15 protein-coding genes, 1 rRNA gene and 2 pseudogenes are annotated in these 13,364 nt (G+C 71.8%); 8 read left to right on the top strand and 10 right to left on the bottom strand.

Features of this window, described 5'->3' with window-relative positions; genetic code table 11:
* Positions 1–63: 63 nt before the first annotated feature.
* The 5 genes and pseudogenes from CLV63_RS23725 (at position 64) to CLV63_RS35170 (ending at position 2,989) form a co-directional block, all read left to right on the top strand.
* Complete coding sequence (locus CLV63_RS23725; protein ID WP_211301438.1) at positions 64–675, top strand: helix-turn-helix domain-containing protein; 612 nt, start codon at positions 64–66, stop codon at positions 673–675.
* On the top strand, positions 672–1,382 hold the full coding sequence (locus CLV63_RS23720) for a B3/B4 domain-containing protein (RefSeq protein WP_106585410.1): 711 nt from the start codon (positions 672–674) through the stop codon (positions 1,380–1,382). Before CLV63_RS23725 ends, CLV63_RS23720 begins: the two co-directional genes overlap by 4 nt.
* A 41-nt stretch (positions 1,383–1,423) precedes the next feature.
* Positions 1,424–2,332: a GNAT family N-acetyltransferase gene (locus CLV63_RS23715; RefSeq protein WP_245929008.1), complete on the top strand. Its 909-nt coding sequence runs from the start codon at positions 1,424–1,426 to the stop codon at positions 2,330–2,332.
* Between the two features lie 182 nt (positions 2,333–2,514).
* Positions 2,515–2,694, top strand: a pseudogene (locus CLV63_RS35305) (GNAT family N-acetyltransferase); the annotation flags it as partial.
* 97 nt (positions 2,695–2,791) lie between these two features.
* Positions 2,792–2,989 carry a GNAT family N-acetyltransferase gene (locus CLV63_RS35170; RefSeq protein WP_342751434.1) on the top strand — a complete coding sequence of 66 codons (198 nt, stop codon included), beginning with the start codon at positions 2,792–2,794 and terminating at the stop codon, positions 2,987–2,989.
* A gap of 2 nt (positions 2,990–2,991) precedes the next feature.
* Here CLV63_RS35170 and CLV63_RS23700 read toward each other — a convergent pair whose 3' ends face one another.
* The 4 genes from CLV63_RS23700 to CLV63_RS23685 all read right to left on the bottom strand — a co-directional run bounded on the left by CLV63_RS23700 (position 2,992) and on the right by CLV63_RS23685 (position 5,993).
* Complete coding sequence (locus CLV63_RS23700) at positions 2,992–3,462, bottom strand: NUDIX domain-containing protein (protein WP_106585409.1); 471 nt, start codon at positions 3,460–3,462, stop codon at positions 2,992–2,994.
* 40 nt (positions 3,463–3,502) lie between these two features.
* Positions 3,503–4,363: an Fpg/Nei family DNA glycosylase gene (locus tag CLV63_RS23695; protein ID WP_106585408.1), complete on the bottom strand. Its 861-nt coding sequence runs from the start codon at positions 4,361–4,363 to the stop codon at positions 3,503–3,505.
* Positions 4,364–4,373: 10 nt separating this feature from the next.
* Entirely contained in the window at positions 4,374–4,925 is a 552-nt protein-coding gene (locus CLV63_RS23690) for an AAA family ATPase (RefSeq protein ID WP_106585407.1), read from the bottom strand.
* A gap of 234 nt (positions 4,926–5,159) precedes the next feature.
* Positions 5,160–5,993 carry a hypothetical protein gene (locus CLV63_RS23685; RefSeq protein WP_245929007.1) on the bottom strand — a complete coding sequence of 278 codons (834 nt, stop codon included), beginning with the start codon at positions 5,991–5,993 and terminating at the stop codon, positions 5,160–5,162.
* Between CLV63_RS23685 and CLV63_RS23680 the strand changes: the two genes are divergently transcribed.
* Positions 5,982–6,686, top strand: a complete 705-nt coding sequence (locus CLV63_RS23680) for a hypothetical protein (protein ID WP_106585406.1) — start codon at positions 5,982–5,984, stop codon at positions 6,684–6,686. The two genes, CLV63_RS23685 and CLV63_RS23680, sit on opposite strands and share 12 nt — an antisense overlap.
* Before the next feature lie 194 nt (positions 6,687–6,880).
* On the opposite strand, the gene CLV63_RS23675 is transcribed toward CLV63_RS23680, so the two are convergent.
* Entirely contained in the window at positions 6,881–7,765 is an 885-nt protein-coding gene (locus tag CLV63_RS23675) for an alpha/beta fold hydrolase (RefSeq protein WP_245929006.1), read from the bottom strand.
* 118 nt (positions 7,766–7,883) lie between these two features.
* Positions 7,884–8,888 carry a helix-turn-helix domain-containing protein gene (locus tag CLV63_RS23670; RefSeq protein WP_106585405.1) on the bottom strand — a complete coding sequence of 335 codons (1,005 nt, stop codon included), beginning with the start codon at positions 8,886–8,888 and terminating at the stop codon, positions 7,884–7,886.
* Positions 8,889–9,007: 119 nt separating this feature from the next.
* On the opposite strand from CLV63_RS23670, the gene CLV63_RS23665 reads away from it, so the two are divergent.
* Entirely contained in the window at positions 9,008–10,261 is a 1,254-nt protein-coding gene (locus CLV63_RS23665; protein ID WP_106585404.1) for an MFS transporter, read from the top strand.
* Positions 10,262–10,335: 74 nt separating this feature from the next.
* Here the strand turns inward: CLV63_RS23665 and CLV63_RS23660 are convergent, their stop codons facing one another.
* Together CLV63_RS23660 and CLV63_RS23655 are read right to left on the bottom strand one after the other, a co-directional pair.
* The gene (locus CLV63_RS23660) at positions 10,336–10,791 is read right to left on the bottom strand and encodes a GNAT family N-acetyltransferase (protein WP_106585403.1); all 456 of its coding nucleotides are present in this window, start codon (positions 10,789–10,791) and stop codon (positions 10,336–10,338) included.
* 37 nt (positions 10,792–10,828) lie between these two features.
* The gene (locus CLV63_RS23655) at positions 10,829–12,136 is read right to left on the bottom strand and encodes an ISL3 family transposase (protein ID WP_106585402.1); all 1,308 of its coding nucleotides are present in this window, start codon (positions 12,134–12,136) and stop codon (positions 10,829–10,831) included.
* A 163-nt stretch (positions 12,137–12,299) separates the two neighbouring features.
* Between CLV63_RS23655 and CLV63_RS23650 the strand changes: the two genes are divergently transcribed.
* The gene (locus CLV63_RS23650) at positions 12,300–12,809 is read left to right on the top strand and encodes a DinB family protein (protein ID WP_106585401.1); all 510 of its coding nucleotides are present in this window, start codon (positions 12,300–12,302) and stop codon (positions 12,807–12,809) included.
* A gap of 51 nt (positions 12,810–12,860) precedes the next feature.
* Here the strand turns inward: CLV63_RS23650 and CLV63_RS23645 are convergent.
* Positions 12,861–13,061: pseudogene (locus CLV63_RS23645) on the bottom strand (ISL3 family transposase); the annotation flags it as partial.
* Positions 13,062–13,271: 210 nt separating this feature from the next.
* A 5S ribosomal RNA gene (gene rrf / locus CLV63_RS23640) occupies positions 13,272–13,364 on the bottom strand; the annotation flags it as partial.

Raw genomic sequence — 13,364 nt, 5'->3', positions numbered from 1 at the left:
CCCTCCGGTACAGTCGTTCTAACGACCGTGGAAGTCATTGGAACGACCGAAAGGGGTGCCGCGTTGTCGGAGGAGGCCGTGCGCACGGTCGCCCGCAGTGTGCGTGCCGCCCGCGCCCGGTTGGGGCTCTCCCTGGACCGCCTCGCACAGCGCTCCGGTGTCAGCAAGGGGGCGCTGGTCGCGCTGGAGAACGGCACCGGCAATCCGAATCTCACCACGCTGGTCCGGCTCGCCGACGCCCTCGCCGTCCCGGTCTCGGCGCTGGTCGAGTCCGCCCCGTCCGCAGGCGTCCACGTCGTCCGCGCCGATGAGATCGACCCCCTGTGGCGCGGGGCCTCCGACGGAACGGTCCGGCTCCTGTTCACCACCCCCGGCCCGGCACCGCTTGAGCTGTGGGACTGGCGCATGCGCCCCGGCGAGCACCACCGCAGTGCGCCGCACCCCGCCGGGACGCACGAGACGCTCACCGTCACCGCCGGCACCACGGCCCTCACCGTCGACGGCACCGAATACGCACTGCCCGAGGGCGCCAGCGCCCACTACGCCGCCGACGTCGCGCACGGATACGCGTGCGCCGGCGACGAGCCGTGCGCGTTCCTCATGACCGTGCACCTGCCCGCGGCCCCGGCCGCGCCGCCCGATCCGCGCCAACACCACCACCAGGGGGAACAATGACCACCGACGCCCGCAGCTGGCTCGACCGGGCGACCGTCGACGACGCCGTCTTCGAGCTCCGGCCCGACTACCGCGCACTGCTCGTCCTCGCCGAGGGCCTCGTCCCCGGCCCGAGCGACGACACCAGCGAGAAGATCCTCGCCGCCGCCGAAGAGCAGGCCCGCGCGTCCCTCGGCGCCACCCCGCCCGAGGAGCACCCCCACGTGGCGTCCTGGCGCGACGCCTTCCGCGCGTTCGGCGCGAAACCCCAGCGCACCCGCACCAGCGTCGAAGCGCTGCTGCGCAGGGTCGCGGAAGGGCTGCCCCGGGTGGACCGCCTCACCGACGTGTACAACGCCGTCTCCGTCGCCCACGCCGTGCCGCTCGGCGGAGAGGACGTCGACCACTACGAGGGCCCGCTGCGCCTCGTGCGCGCCACCGGCGACGAGTCCTTCGAGATCACCAAGGCGGGCGAGCCCGCCGTGGAGCACCCCAACGCCGGGGAGGTGGTGTGGCGCGACGACCTCGGTGTGACCTGCCGCCGGTGGAACTGGCGCCAGTGCGTGCGCACCCGCCTCACCGGCGCCACCACACGCGCCGTGTTCATCGTCGACGCGCTCGCGCCCATGACGGACGACGACCTGCACGCCACCGGGGCCGCCCTCGTCGAGGCGCTCACCGCCACAAGCCCGGACGTCCGGACGGCGACCCGGCTCGTGGGCCGATAACCACCTGACATCCGCGGGGCGGATGTCTAATGTCAGCGTCCATGACCTTCGACATCCGCCCCGCGACCGCCGACGACTCCGCCGCTGTCCACACCGTGCGCAGTGCCATCACCCCGCATCTGATCAGCTCGCCGGAGCAGGTGCGCTGGCGCTTCCACAACCCGCCCGCCGGCGAACGAGGCGCGTCCTTCGTCGCCGAACTCGACGGCCGCGTCGTCGGATTCACCCGCGCCGCCCTCGAATGGGAGACGTCGGTCCCGGGGCAGGGCTTCCACCTGACCATGGTGCTGGCCGAAGCGCGGGGACGCGGCATCGGCACCGCCCTCATCGACACGGCGACGAAGCACCTGGTGTCCGTCGGCGCCACCACCATCCGCTCGTTCACCACCGACGCCGCCGGCCGCCGGCGCGCGGAGAAGGCCGGATACCGCGAAGTGTCGGTCGCCCGGCACCAGGTACTCGACCTGTCCGTGCTGCCACCGGTTCCCGCGCGCCCCGACGGTGTCGAACTCCGGCCCTACGCCGAGTTCGCCGACGACCCCCGCCCGATCCACGCCATCGAGGCCGCCGCCCTGGCCGACGAGCCGAGCGACCTCCCCTTCGACCAGGTGCCCTACGCGACTTGGCAGCAGACCTCGTGGGCGGACCCCATCCTGGACCGCGAACTGAGCACCGTGGCCGTTTCCGACGGCGCACCCGCCGCCATCGTCGGCATCAACGTGTCGGGCGACGGCCGCATCGGATCGGCCTTCACCGGCACCCTGCGCGAGTTCCGCGGCCGGGGCATCACCAAGTACGCCAAGACCCACGTCCTGCACCGGGCGCGCGACTTGGGATACACGCACGCGTTCACCGGCAACGACTCGACCAACGCCCCGATGCTCGCCATCAACACCTGGCTCGGCTACCGCGCGCACACCGACGAGGCCGCCTACCGGATCGACCTGTGAGCGCGTCGGAGCCCGCACCCGCGAGTGCCCCGCACCCCGGGGCGACCGTCCGGGCGTTCGCCCGCTCCGACATCGACGCCGTGTGCGCGCTGCGGCGCGACGTCATCCCGTTCACCCTCACCACACCCGGATACGCGCTCTGGCGGTTCGAGGCCGCCGCCCCCGGCACCCGGCTGCTCAGCATGGTCGCCGAGCGCGGCGGCGTGTTCGCGGGCACACTGCGCGCCTGGGCCCCCGTCCAACCCGCGGAGCACCGCACAGGCATCATCGAAATCATGGTGCCCGCCGAGCACCGCCGCACCGGGGTCGGCGCCGCCCTCCTCGACGCCGCCGACGCCCACCTTCGGGACCTGGGGGCCGACACCGCCCACGCGTTGGTGATGGACGACCCGGGACGGCGGTTCGCCGAACGCGCCGGGTACACCCACCGCGCGCGTCAGCTCCGCCTACACCGGCACGCTGCGCGCGCACCGGGGGCTCGGCCTCGCCACCTACGCGAAGACCACGGCGCTGCATCGCGCCCGCGAGCGGGGTTTCACCCGCGCCTACACCGACAACCACGTCCGCAACGCCCCCATGCTGGCGGTCAACGCCCGCCTCGGCTACCGGCCGGGCGGGTGGGAGGCGACCTACACGCGCGCCATCGGGGCCCGCTGAGCTCAGGCTCCGCTGCCGGAGGGCGGCGCGCCGGGGAGGCCGCTCTCCCGCAGCAGGTGCGCGTAGATCCCGTCGTCCCACGACAGGTCGGCCGGGAGCCGGTCGAACGCGCGCACCTCGACGGTCTCGAACTCACCGGTCAAGGGGCGCAGCGCCCGCACCTGCGCATGCGTGACCACGGTCGTGTGTCCGCCCGCGAGGACGTAGAACCCGACCGTGCGCACCTCGCCCAACTCCGCTCCGGCCTCCTCGCGCGCCTCCCTGCGCGCGGTGGCGTCGACGTCCTCGCCCTCCTCGGTGTGCCCGCCGGGGAACTCCCACGCGCGGTCGCGGTGCCGGACCAGGACCGGGCGGCGCCCCGAGTACAGCAGGCACACCACCGAGTCGTGGTGTTCGGGCATCGCGCCGATGCGCACGACCGCGCCGTTCAGCGGCGGCGGACCGCCCGCCCCGGTGGTCTCCCCATCGCGCATCCGGTCGTTCCGCTCTCGTCTAGGGGCTACTCCCCGGGGGCTACTTCAGCAGCCGGGACATCCGGCGGTCGGCCAGCGCCTTGCCGCCGGTCTGGCAGGTCGCACAGTACTGGAGGGCGGAATCCGCGTACGACACCTCCCTGATGGTGTCGCCGCACACCGGGCACTGCCGCCCCGTCCTGCCGTGGACCCGGAAACCCGCCCGCTTCTCCTTCGCGAGGGAACCGGGATCGGCGCCGCGCGCCCGTTCGACCGCCGCCGACAGGACGCCGCGCGTCGCCTCGAACAGCCGGTCGACCTGCTCCGCCGACAGGTCGGCCGCGATGGCGAACGGCGAGATGCGCGCCGCGTGCAGGATCTCGTCGGAGTAGGCGTTGCCGACTCCGGCGATGACCTTCTGGTCGCGCAGCAGGCCCTTGATCCGGGTGCGCCGGCCGGCCGCCAGCGCGGCGAACCCGGCCCGGTCGAACCCCGGGTCGAGCGGGTCGGGGCCCAGCGACGCGATCCCCTCCACGTCGTCGGGGCTGCGCACCACGGAGACCGCCATGCGCTTCTGGGTGCCCGCCTCGGCGAGGTCGAAGCCGCTGCCGTCGTCCAAGGACACGCGCAGCCCCAACGGGCCCTTCCCCGGCCGCGGTGCCCGGCCCGACACGCGCTCGTGCCAGCGCAGCGACCCCGCCCGCGCCAAGTGCACGATCAGGTGCAGGCCGTCGACGTCGAAGTCCAGGAACTTGCCGCGCCGGGCTACGGCGGTGACGGTGAGGCCGCCGAGCGCGTCCACCGGCGGGTCGTAGGTCTTGAGGACGGACACGGCCAAGACGTCGACGCGCGCGACCACACGGCCCACGGCCCGCTCACCGAGGAACTCCGCCAAGACCTGAAGTTCGGGCAGCTCAGGCATGCATCCAGTGTCACCGATCCGCCGCCGAGGAGCCAGCACCCGGTTCCCGGCCGCGCGCACGCTCCTGCTCGACGGCGCCGCGCAGCATCGCCGCGCAGTCGGCGGGGCCGTGCAGCGCGGTGTCGAGCACCAGCCGCGCGTCCGTCCACGGCGCGTACTCGCGGTCGCGCACCTCCTCCCACCTCGGCTTAACCAGGCCGGGGACGTCGCTGCCGCGCGTGTCCACCCGGCGGCGGTGCTCCACCGGGTCGGAGCACACCACCTCCGCCTCGACGAACGCCGAACCCGCCCACCACGCGACGCCGCGCCACGCCGATCGGGTGACGGGCAGCGGGTTCACCGACTCCGCGATCACATCCAGGCCCTGGGCGAGGATGTCCCCGGCGACGGCGTGGCCGACCGTGTAGCCGGCGGGGCCGAGCGGGTGCTCGGCCAGCCCGGACCGGACGATGGCCTGCTCGATGGTGTCGACCCGCACATGCACCGCGCCGATGTCGGCCGCCGCGAGCCGCCCGATCGTGGTCTTGCCGGTCGCGGGAAGGCCGCTGAGGATGACGAGCACACTCGATCATGGCAAGGGGCCGCCCGCCGCGTCCACCAGGGCGGACCCCGGTGGGACAGCGGTGGAACGGCGGTGGGACGGCGGCAGCCCGCGCGTCGCCGCTTCAGGGAGGACGGGGGAAAGGGAAAGGCGCGGGCGACGACCACCGCCGCCCGTCCGTCCGTCCGTCCGCACAGCACAATGCGGCCCCCGCGCACCGGCGGGGGCCGCACTCATGCGGCGCTGCGGCGCCCCTCAGTCCTCGGGATCGGGGCGGCGGCGCCCACTGTCGTCGGGCGCCCGCGCGTCCCGCTCGGGCGCCCGCTCATCGGAGGACGCGGACGCGGCCTCCCCGGGGATGCCGCCCTCGTCGACCTCGTCGTCGTCCTCGTCGAACTCCGGGTCCTCGGCGTCGCTCCACACGACGTCGCCGCCGATGTCGACGATCTCCACGCCTTCGAGTTCGGCCAGGCGGTCATCGGCGTCCGTGGCGCCCTCGCGGTCGACCGAGGACGACTTCGCGAAGTACTCGCGCGCCTCGACCGTACGCCCCAGCTCTTCGAGGACGTCGGCGTAGGCGTAGAACAGGCGGGCGACCCACGGCCGCGCCCTGCGCTCCTTCAGCTCCGGGCCCTGGAGCTCCGCCAGCGCGGCGGACAGCTCGCCGAGGTCGCGACGCGCACCGGAGGCGACGATGCGGAGCTCGACACGGTCCTCGCCGCCGAGCCGCTGCGCCTCAGGGCCCCGCGCGAGCTCCAGTGCCCGCTCCGGCCGGCCGAGGCCCCGCTCGCAGTCGGCCATGATCGCGAGATAGGAGTTGTTGCCCGTCAACCGCCGGGCCGCACGCAGATCAGACAGCGCCTCCTGCCACTTGCCGACCTTGTAGGCGGCCACACCCGACGCCTCGCGCACGGCGCCCACGCGCGACGCCTTGCGGCGCGCGTAGACCGCGTGGCGGTAGGCGAGGTCGGGGTCCTCCTCCACGACCTCCCCCGCCATGACCAGGTGCCGGGCAACGGCGTCGGCCAGCGACTTCGGCAGGGTCGACAGCTCGGCGCGGACCTCGCCGTCGAGCTGGTGCGGCTGCACCTCCTCGGGCAGCGGCGGAGCGACGTCGCGCGGGTCGCGGGGTTCGTCGCGGTCGCGCTGCGGACGGTCGGGACGGCCGCCGCGCCGGTCGTCGGACCGGAACGGGCGATCACCCCGGCCCTGCCAGCGGCGCTCACCACCGCGCCCGCCGGAACGGTCGTCACGGCCACTGCCGGAGCGGTCGTCGCGGCGGTCGGGCCGCCCGCCGGAACGGTCATCGCGGCCACCACCGAACCGGTCATCGCGGCGGTCAGGCCGCCCGCCGGAACGGTCATCGCGACGGTCGGGCCGTCCGCCGGAACGGTCATCGCGGCCACCACCGAACCGGTCGTCACGACGGTCAGGCCGCCCGCCGCCCTGCCCGCCGCGCGGAGCCCACCGGTCATCGCGGCGGTCCTGCCCGCCACGCGGGGCGGAGCGGTCGTCGCGCCGTTCTCCGCCGCGGTCGTCGCGGCGGTCGTCCCTACGGTCGTCGCGCCGGTCGCCACCGCGGTCATCTCGGCGGTCGGATCGCTGGTCGTCACGGGGGCGGCCCCCCTGCCCAGGGGGGCGTCCCCGGAAGCCGCCCCGTTCGCCGGAGCCGCCGCCGAAACCGGTACGGGACCGGCCGCCCTGTCCCGAGCCCTGGCCGCCGTAGCCACCGGAGCGCTGGCCTCCGCGGTCGCGCGGTCCCGAGCCGCCACGGCCCGCTGATCCGCTGTCGTCAGTCATGTCCCGCCCGTAAACGCTCAAAAGCGCTGCCACCGAGAAGTAGCAGCGCGTGGTAGGTCCAAGTCGTCTCACTCTACGGCATGTCGGGACCCCTGGTCCCTGCGCGGTCATGGCCGTCCTCGCGGTGGTGGCGTACCTGCGTGACGCGTTCATCGACCTACGGGACACAGCCATGATCACCGGATGACGAGCTCCGTGATGGCGTCGGTGATCTGGTGGGGGCGTTCTTCGGGGAGGAAGTGGCCGCATGGCTCGACGAGGGTGAGCAGGTCGTGTGCCCAAGTGGACCAGATCTGGGCGGGGTCGAACGGTAGCGGCGTGTCTCCGGGGTCCTGCCATGCGGCCAGCACCGGCATTTTCAGGCGATGCCCCGCCCTCTGGTCCGCCTCGTCATGGGCGCTGTCGATGAAGGCGCTGGCACGGTAGTCGTCGCAGACGGCGCGGATGACCTCGGGGCGCCGCATGGCGGAAAGGTAATGCGCCCGCACTTCCGGCGGGATCGCGCCGGCTTGTTTGGTCCAGGTGTCGAGGAAGTGGCCGAAGAACGCGTCCGGGTCCGCGCCGATCATCCGTTCGGGCAGGTCGCTGGGCTGCGCAAGCAGGTACAGGTGGAACGCGAACACGCCGTTGGCGCCGTGCAGAGCGGCCCAGTTGTCAACCGTCGGAAGCACATCGAGCACACCGAGGTGGCTGACGATCTCGGGGTGGTCCAGTGCGGCGCGAAAGGCCACGAGCGCACCTCGGTCGTGTCCGACGACGGCGAAGCGGTCATGGCCGAGCGAGCGCATCAGGCCGACCATGTGCTCAGCGACCCTGGTCTTGGCAAACCCTTCCGGACCATTGGCGAGGCGGTCGCTGTCTCCGTACCCGGGAAGGTCCGGGCAGACGACCTCGAACCGTCGTATGAGGCGGGGCGCGACCTCGCGCCAAGTCACGCGGGTCTGCGGGAATCCATGCAGGAGCAGCACGGGCGGACCGCTGCCGCCGGTGTCGAAGGCGATCCGTCGTCCTTCGATTGCGCTGGTCGCTGTGTGCAGGCCGGGAAGGGGCATCGTGTGCATGGCCTGATGATCACAAACGGCGCCGACATTCCCGTTCGGTTGGCCTGGGACCGCCCTCTCCCCAAGCCCGCGGCCGCCTCCGGCGCCCGGCTCCCCAGGCGGGGCGGTCGGGCCGCGGCTACCAGGTGGGCGGACCGCTGCGGAAAGTGCGGCGGTACGCGGCCGGTGTGCTGCCGAGGTGGCGGTGGAAGTGCTGGCGCAGCAGGTCGCCGCCGCCGAGCCCGCTCCGCTGTGCGACGGCGTCCACGGAAAGATCGGTGGTCTCCAGTAGTTCGCGGGCCTTCGCGAGGCGCTGCCGGTTGAGCCAGGCGAGCGGGGTGACGCCCGTCTCGCGTGCGAAGTGCCTGCCGAAGGTGCGCAGGCTCATGCCCGCTCGCCCCGCGAGTTGCGGAACGGTCAACGGCTCGTGCAGCCGCTCGACGGCCCAGTCGAGGACCGGCGCCAGCCCCGACTCGACGCCGGAACGCGGCGGCGGGTCCGGCGCATACTGGGACTGGCCGGCCTCCCGGTGCGGCGCAGCGACCATGCGCCGACCCACGTCCGCCGCGACAGCGGCGCCGAAGTCGCTGCGGACGATGTGCAGGCACAGGTCGATGCCCGCCGCTGTGCCCGCGCTGGTCAGCACCGACCCGGTGTCCACGTAGAGGGCGTCCTCGACCAGCAGGACCCGGGGATGGCGGCGGCGCAGCTCCTCCGCGTACATCCAGTGCGTCGTCGCCTCCTTCCCGTCCAACAGCCCTGCCTCGGCGAGGACGAACGCGCCCGAGCACACGGCCGCGATCCGCGCGCCCCGCGCATGGGCTGCCCGAAGCCCTGCCAGCAGGTCTTCGGGCGGACGGTAGTCCGGCATCCTGCACGCGGGGACCACGACGAGATCGGCGTCGTCGAGCGCCTCCACGCCCGCGTCGACTTCGAGCCGCAGCCCGCCCGGACCGTTCTGCGGGCCCGGAGCGGTGGCGCACAGCGTCAACTCGTACCAGCGCGGATCGAGGTCGAACCGCTCCTTGCCGAACACCTCGCAGGGCACGGCCAGCTCGAACAGCGGACTGTCGGCCAGCACCGGGACAACGGTCCTGATCCCCTCGGTCCCCTTGCTCTCCCTCTCTCCGAGTGCACTCGCCATGGCGCAAATATAATGCCTAATGGCTTTTACGCCACTGGTGGACGTACCCGCCCTCCATCGATCCTGGTCAACGGCCCTGGAGAACCCAAGGGAAGACCCAACGCGGATCGAGGAGAACAATGCGGCTGCACCGGAGGCTTCCGGACCACTGGCGGATCGGGATCGCCGGGGTGATGGCGATCGGTGTCACGTTCGGATTCGCCAGATACGGCTACGGGCTGTTCCTGCCGGAGATCCGGCGCGAGTTCGGCCTGTCGATGTCACTGGTCGGCATGGTCGCGAGCGCCACCTACCTCGGCTACCTCCTGGCGCTCACCCTCGTGGGAACCCTCGTCTCCCGGCTCGGCCCGCGCCCGCTCATCATCACGGGCGGCCTCGCCGCGACAGCGGGGATGGCCATGGTGGCGTTCGCCGGCAGCACACCTCCACTGGTGATCGGGCTGATCCTGGCCGGCACGAGCTCCGGTTGGGCGTGGGCGCCCTACTCCGACGCCGTGGACCAAGCGCTGCCTCCGCAGCGCCGCGAACGCGTACTCGCGCTGCTCCCGAGCGGAACCGCATTCGCCACAGCCATCGCAGGGCCGCTGGCTCTACTCGCCGCCGGCGCGGCATGGCGGTACGCCTGGATGGCGTTCGCCCTCATCGCCCTCGCCGTCACGGCCTACAACGCCCGCGTCCTCCCCCGCCGTGCGGCACCGGCCCGGGCCCCGACACAGATTCCAGCGCGGAACGTCCCGGTCTGGGACCTTGGCTGGTCACTGCGCCGCGACGCCGTGCCGCTGTACCTCACGGCGTTCAGCTACGGCCTGGGCGGCGCCGTGTACTGGGCGTTCGCAGGTGACGCCGTCACTAAGGCCACCGGGGTCCAGGAAGCGGCCCCACTGTTCTGGACCCTGATGGGCGCGGCCGGGATCTCCGGGGTGCTGACCGGGGCCCTCACCGAACGCCTCGGGCTGCGCCGGACACACACGCTGCTCGTCGGCGCGCTCGCGACCGCCGTCGCCCTCCTGGGGGCGGCCTCCGGGTCGTGGGCGGCCGGGTCGGTGGCACCTGGGGCGTGGGGCGCCATCGCCACCTCGGCGGTGCTGTACGGGTCGGCGTTCATGGCGGGGTCGGGACTGCTGGCCGTGTGGAGCTACCGCGTCTTCCCCGACCGGCCGTCCGCAGGGTTCAGCGCGACCGTGTTCTTCCTCGGAATCGGCACGATCGTCGGTCCCACAGCTCTCGGCATCGTCGCGGACCACCACGGCCTGCGCGTCGCGTTCGTGCTCACCACGCTGATCCTCGCAGCGACGGCTTTGGCCCGCCCCCGCCACAAACCCGCGGACGCCGGCGGCGACCGGGAAATGGCTACTTCTCGACTCGACGGATGATCTCGTCGTGGCGCCGATTCAACCCACAGCTGGAAGGAGCCCATGGCCGGAAGGAAAAGGGCCGCAGCAACCCGCTAGATCAACCTCGTCATGAACACACTGCTCGGGTCAAGCCGGTAATCGGCGAAGGGAGCGCAGTAATCGAACCCGAACTTTTCATAGAGTCTCCTGGCAGGCAGGAAGAACTCAGCACTGCCGGTCTCCAAGCTCAATCGGGCGAAGTTCATACGCTCGGCCTCGGTGAGGATGTGGCCCAGCAGCAGTGAGGCGACCCCGCTGCGCTTGCGATGTGCGGTAGTACGCATCGACTTCAACTCGGCGTGGTCCGCGTCCAACTTCTTGATCGCAGCGCAGCCGACCACGGACTCACCATCCATCACAGACCAGAAGGTGACTTCGGGTTCGCGGAGCTTGTCGAGATCGAGTGCGTGCTTACTCTCCAAAGGCGTAATCGACCGCAACTGCTGAAGGTGCTCGCTGAGGAACTCGGCAATCTCGGGGCCGGACAGGTCATCAACGACAATTCTCATGCTGCTCGCTCATCCATCAAGGCCGACAAGGGGCTCTTCACAATCGAGGGTGTAGTTGGGGTCGGAAGCCGCCAGTCTCGAGTAGTGATCTGGCGATGTAGGTCGTCAGGTTGCGGAACCCGAGGGCGGAGCCGCGGAGGTGTTCGAGGCGGCCGTTGATCGCTTCGGTGGGGCCGTTGGATGTGCCGGGCCGGTCGAAGTAGGCGAGCATGTCGGCGGCGCGCTTGGTCAGGGTGCGGCCGAGCGTGATGATCTCGCTGAACGGGCTGGGGACGCCTCGGCTGATCGACTCGATCAACTGCCTCATCAGCTCGCGGCCCCGGGTTCGGTCGGGCTCACGGTAGGCGGCGATCATCCGCTGGTAGATGCCCCAGGTGGCTTCGACCTCGACGTGGGCGTCGGCCGCGAACAGCTCCGTCAGCCGGTGCTGCTGGGTCTCGGTGAGCAGGTCGGCGCCGGTGTGCAGGGTGCGTCGCGCGGCATATAGTGGATCGCCGGTGCGGCCTCGGTGCCCGTGGGTGGCTTGCTGGACCCGGCACCGGCACTGATCCAGGGCGTCGCCTGCCAGACGGACGACGTGGAAGGGGTCCAGCACCGGCACAGCCTCGGGTAGCTCTTCGGCGGTGGCGGTCTTGAACCCGGTGAACCCGTCCATCGCGACGACCTCGATATTGTCGCGCCAGGACTTGTCCCGTTCGGCGAGCCAGGCCTTGAACGCCTGTTTGGAGCGGCCGGCGACCATGTCCAGAAGCCGCGCCAGCCCGGTGCCGTCGCGGATCGGCGTCAGGTCGATGATCACGGTCACGTACTTGTCGCCACGCCGGGTGTGCCGCCAGACGTGCTCGTCCACGCCGATGACCTGCACGTCGTCGAAGCGGTGCGGATCGTCGATCAGGACCCGGCGGCCCTCGGCCAGGACCGCGTCGTTGGCGGTGTTCCACGAGACCCCCAGAGCGTCGGCGACGCGGGCGACACTCAGGTGTTGGCACACCAGGGCTTCCAGCGCCCACCACAGGCCACGTCGCGACAGCTTCGCCCGCGGCTCGGCGGCCCGCGACGTGTCCTGGCGCCACACGTGACCGCACCCGGTGCACCGGTATCGGCGGAGGCTGACCTCCAACACCGTGGGCCGCCACCCGAACGGCTCGTGCGCCAACCGCCGGACCACCGTGTCCCTGGCCGCGCCCTGGCATCCGCAGCGACGACACCATCTGTCGGGCTCGACAACCCGGCACCGGAGAATCGCCCGATCGGGCTCCAACCGCTGCGCGAGCACTTCGAGCCCGAGATCATCAAGACGAGCGAACGTGGTCAGGTCAGGGCGGGCGAAGGTAGCGTCAGACACGTCGAGGTCTTCCAGATGGACGGCATAGTCACCTCCATCCTCGGGAGACCTCGACCCCTACCCGGCCACCGACGCGCCGACCGGACTACACCCTCAACTGCGACTGCGAAGAGCCCAAAAACAGCCCCGGTGCGAGGGTCGGCCCGCGTGCTATGTTCCGGCCATGACTAGACCCGGTGAGATCCTCGGCAGCGTGGTCGCCGCCAGCGAGCGCGAGCAGCTCGAGACGTTCCTGGATTATCTGCGCGACGCCGTCGTGCGCAAGGCCCGCGGGGTGTCGGAGGAGGACGCCCGGCGCAGCCCGGTGCCGACCGGCACCAACCTCGGCGGCCTGATCAAACACCTGCGGTGGGTGGAACTGGGCGGGTTCGCCGAGCAGATCGGGCAGATCCCCGCCGCGGAGCTGCCCACGCCGCCGTGGACCGACGCAGACCCGGAGGCCGACCTGCGGCTGGAGCCGAACGAGAAGCTCGACGACGTCATCGCCGCCTACCAGGCGGAGTGCGACCGCTCCCGCGAGATCGCCGCCCAGCACAGCCTCGACTACGCCGTCACCACACCGCGGGGCAGGGAGCTGACGTGGATGTACCTGCACGTGATCGTGGAGACCGCCCGGCACGCGGGCCACGCGGACATCCTGCGCGAGATGATCGACGGCAGCGTCGGCGACTGACGGCTCGCGGCGCGTCGTCGGTCCGTGTTCCGGGTCGTCGGAGGCGGCGTTACAACGGTATCGGCGGAGGCTGACCTCCAACACCGTGGGCCGCCACCCGAACGGCTCGTGCGCCAACCGCCGGACCACCGTGTCCCTGGCCGCGCCCTGGCATCCGCAGCGACGACACCATCTGTCGGGCTCGACAACCCGGCACCGGAGAATCGCCCGATCGGGCTCCAACCGCTGCGCGAGCACTTCGAGCCCGAGATCATAGTCACCCCCATCCTCGGGAGACCTCGACCCCTACCCGGCCACCGACGCGCCGACCGGACTACACCCTCAACTGCGAAGAGCCCGACAAGGCCGCAGTTCCCAGGCCTCGCGGACTGCTCCTGGGTGGGGCCGATACAACCCACAACCCCACCCACAACAAAAAGAAGCGGGCAACCCCCCGAAAGGGGCTGCCCGCTCCACAAAGATGTCCGGCGGCGACCTACTCTCCCACCCCGCACCATGGAGGCAGTACCATCGGCGCTGGAAAGCTTAACGACCGGGTTCGAAATGGGACCGGGT

Source organism: Murinocardiopsis flavida, assembly GCF_003014485.1.
In the GTDB taxonomy this organism is placed as follows: Bacteria; Actinomycetota; Actinomycetes; order Streptosporangiales; family Streptosporangiaceae; genus Murinocardiopsis; species Murinocardiopsis flavida.
The sequence above is the reverse complement of the archived record's forward strand: the minus strand, read 5'-3'. Positions and strand labels throughout refer to the sequence as shown.

What these genes read in the sequence shown, in the direction of transcription:
- CLV63_RS23720 (WP_106585410.1), top strand. Translation starts at nt 672, where the DNA reads ATGACCACCGACGCCCGCAGCTGGCTCGACCGGGCGACCGTCGACGAC.
- CLV63_RS23715 (WP_245929008.1), top strand. Translation starts at nt 1,424, where the DNA reads ATGACCTTCGACATCCGCCCCGCGACCGCCGACGACTCCGCCGCTGTC.
- CLV63_RS23700 (WP_106585409.1), bottom strand. Translation starts at nt 3,462, where the DNA reads ATGCGCGATGGGGAGACCACCGGGGCGGGCGGTCCGCCGCCGCTGAAC.
- CLV63_RS23695 (WP_106585408.1), bottom strand. Translation starts at nt 4,363, where the DNA reads ATGCCTGAGCTGCCCGAACTTCAGGTCTTGGCGGAGTTCCTCGGTGAG.
- CLV63_RS23675 (WP_245929006.1), bottom strand. Translation starts at nt 7,765, where the DNA reads ATGCACACGATGCCCCTTCCCGGCCTGCACACAGCGACCAGCGCAATC.
- CLV63_RS23670 (WP_106585405.1), bottom strand. Translation starts at nt 8,888, where the DNA reads ATGGCGAGTGCACTCGGAGAGAGGGAGAGCAAGGGGACCGAGGGGATC.
- CLV63_RS23665 (WP_106585404.1), top strand. Translation starts at nt 9,008, where the DNA reads ATGCGGCTGCACCGGAGGCTTCCGGACCACTGGCGGATCGGGATCGCC.
- CLV63_RS23660 (WP_106585403.1), bottom strand. Translation starts at nt 10,791, where the DNA reads ATGAGAATTGTCGTTGATGACCTGTCCGGCCCCGAGATTGCCGAGTTC.
- CLV63_RS23650 (WP_106585401.1), top strand. Translation starts at nt 12,300, where the DNA reads ATGACTAGACCCGGTGAGATCCTCGGCAGCGTGGTCGCCGCCAGCGAG.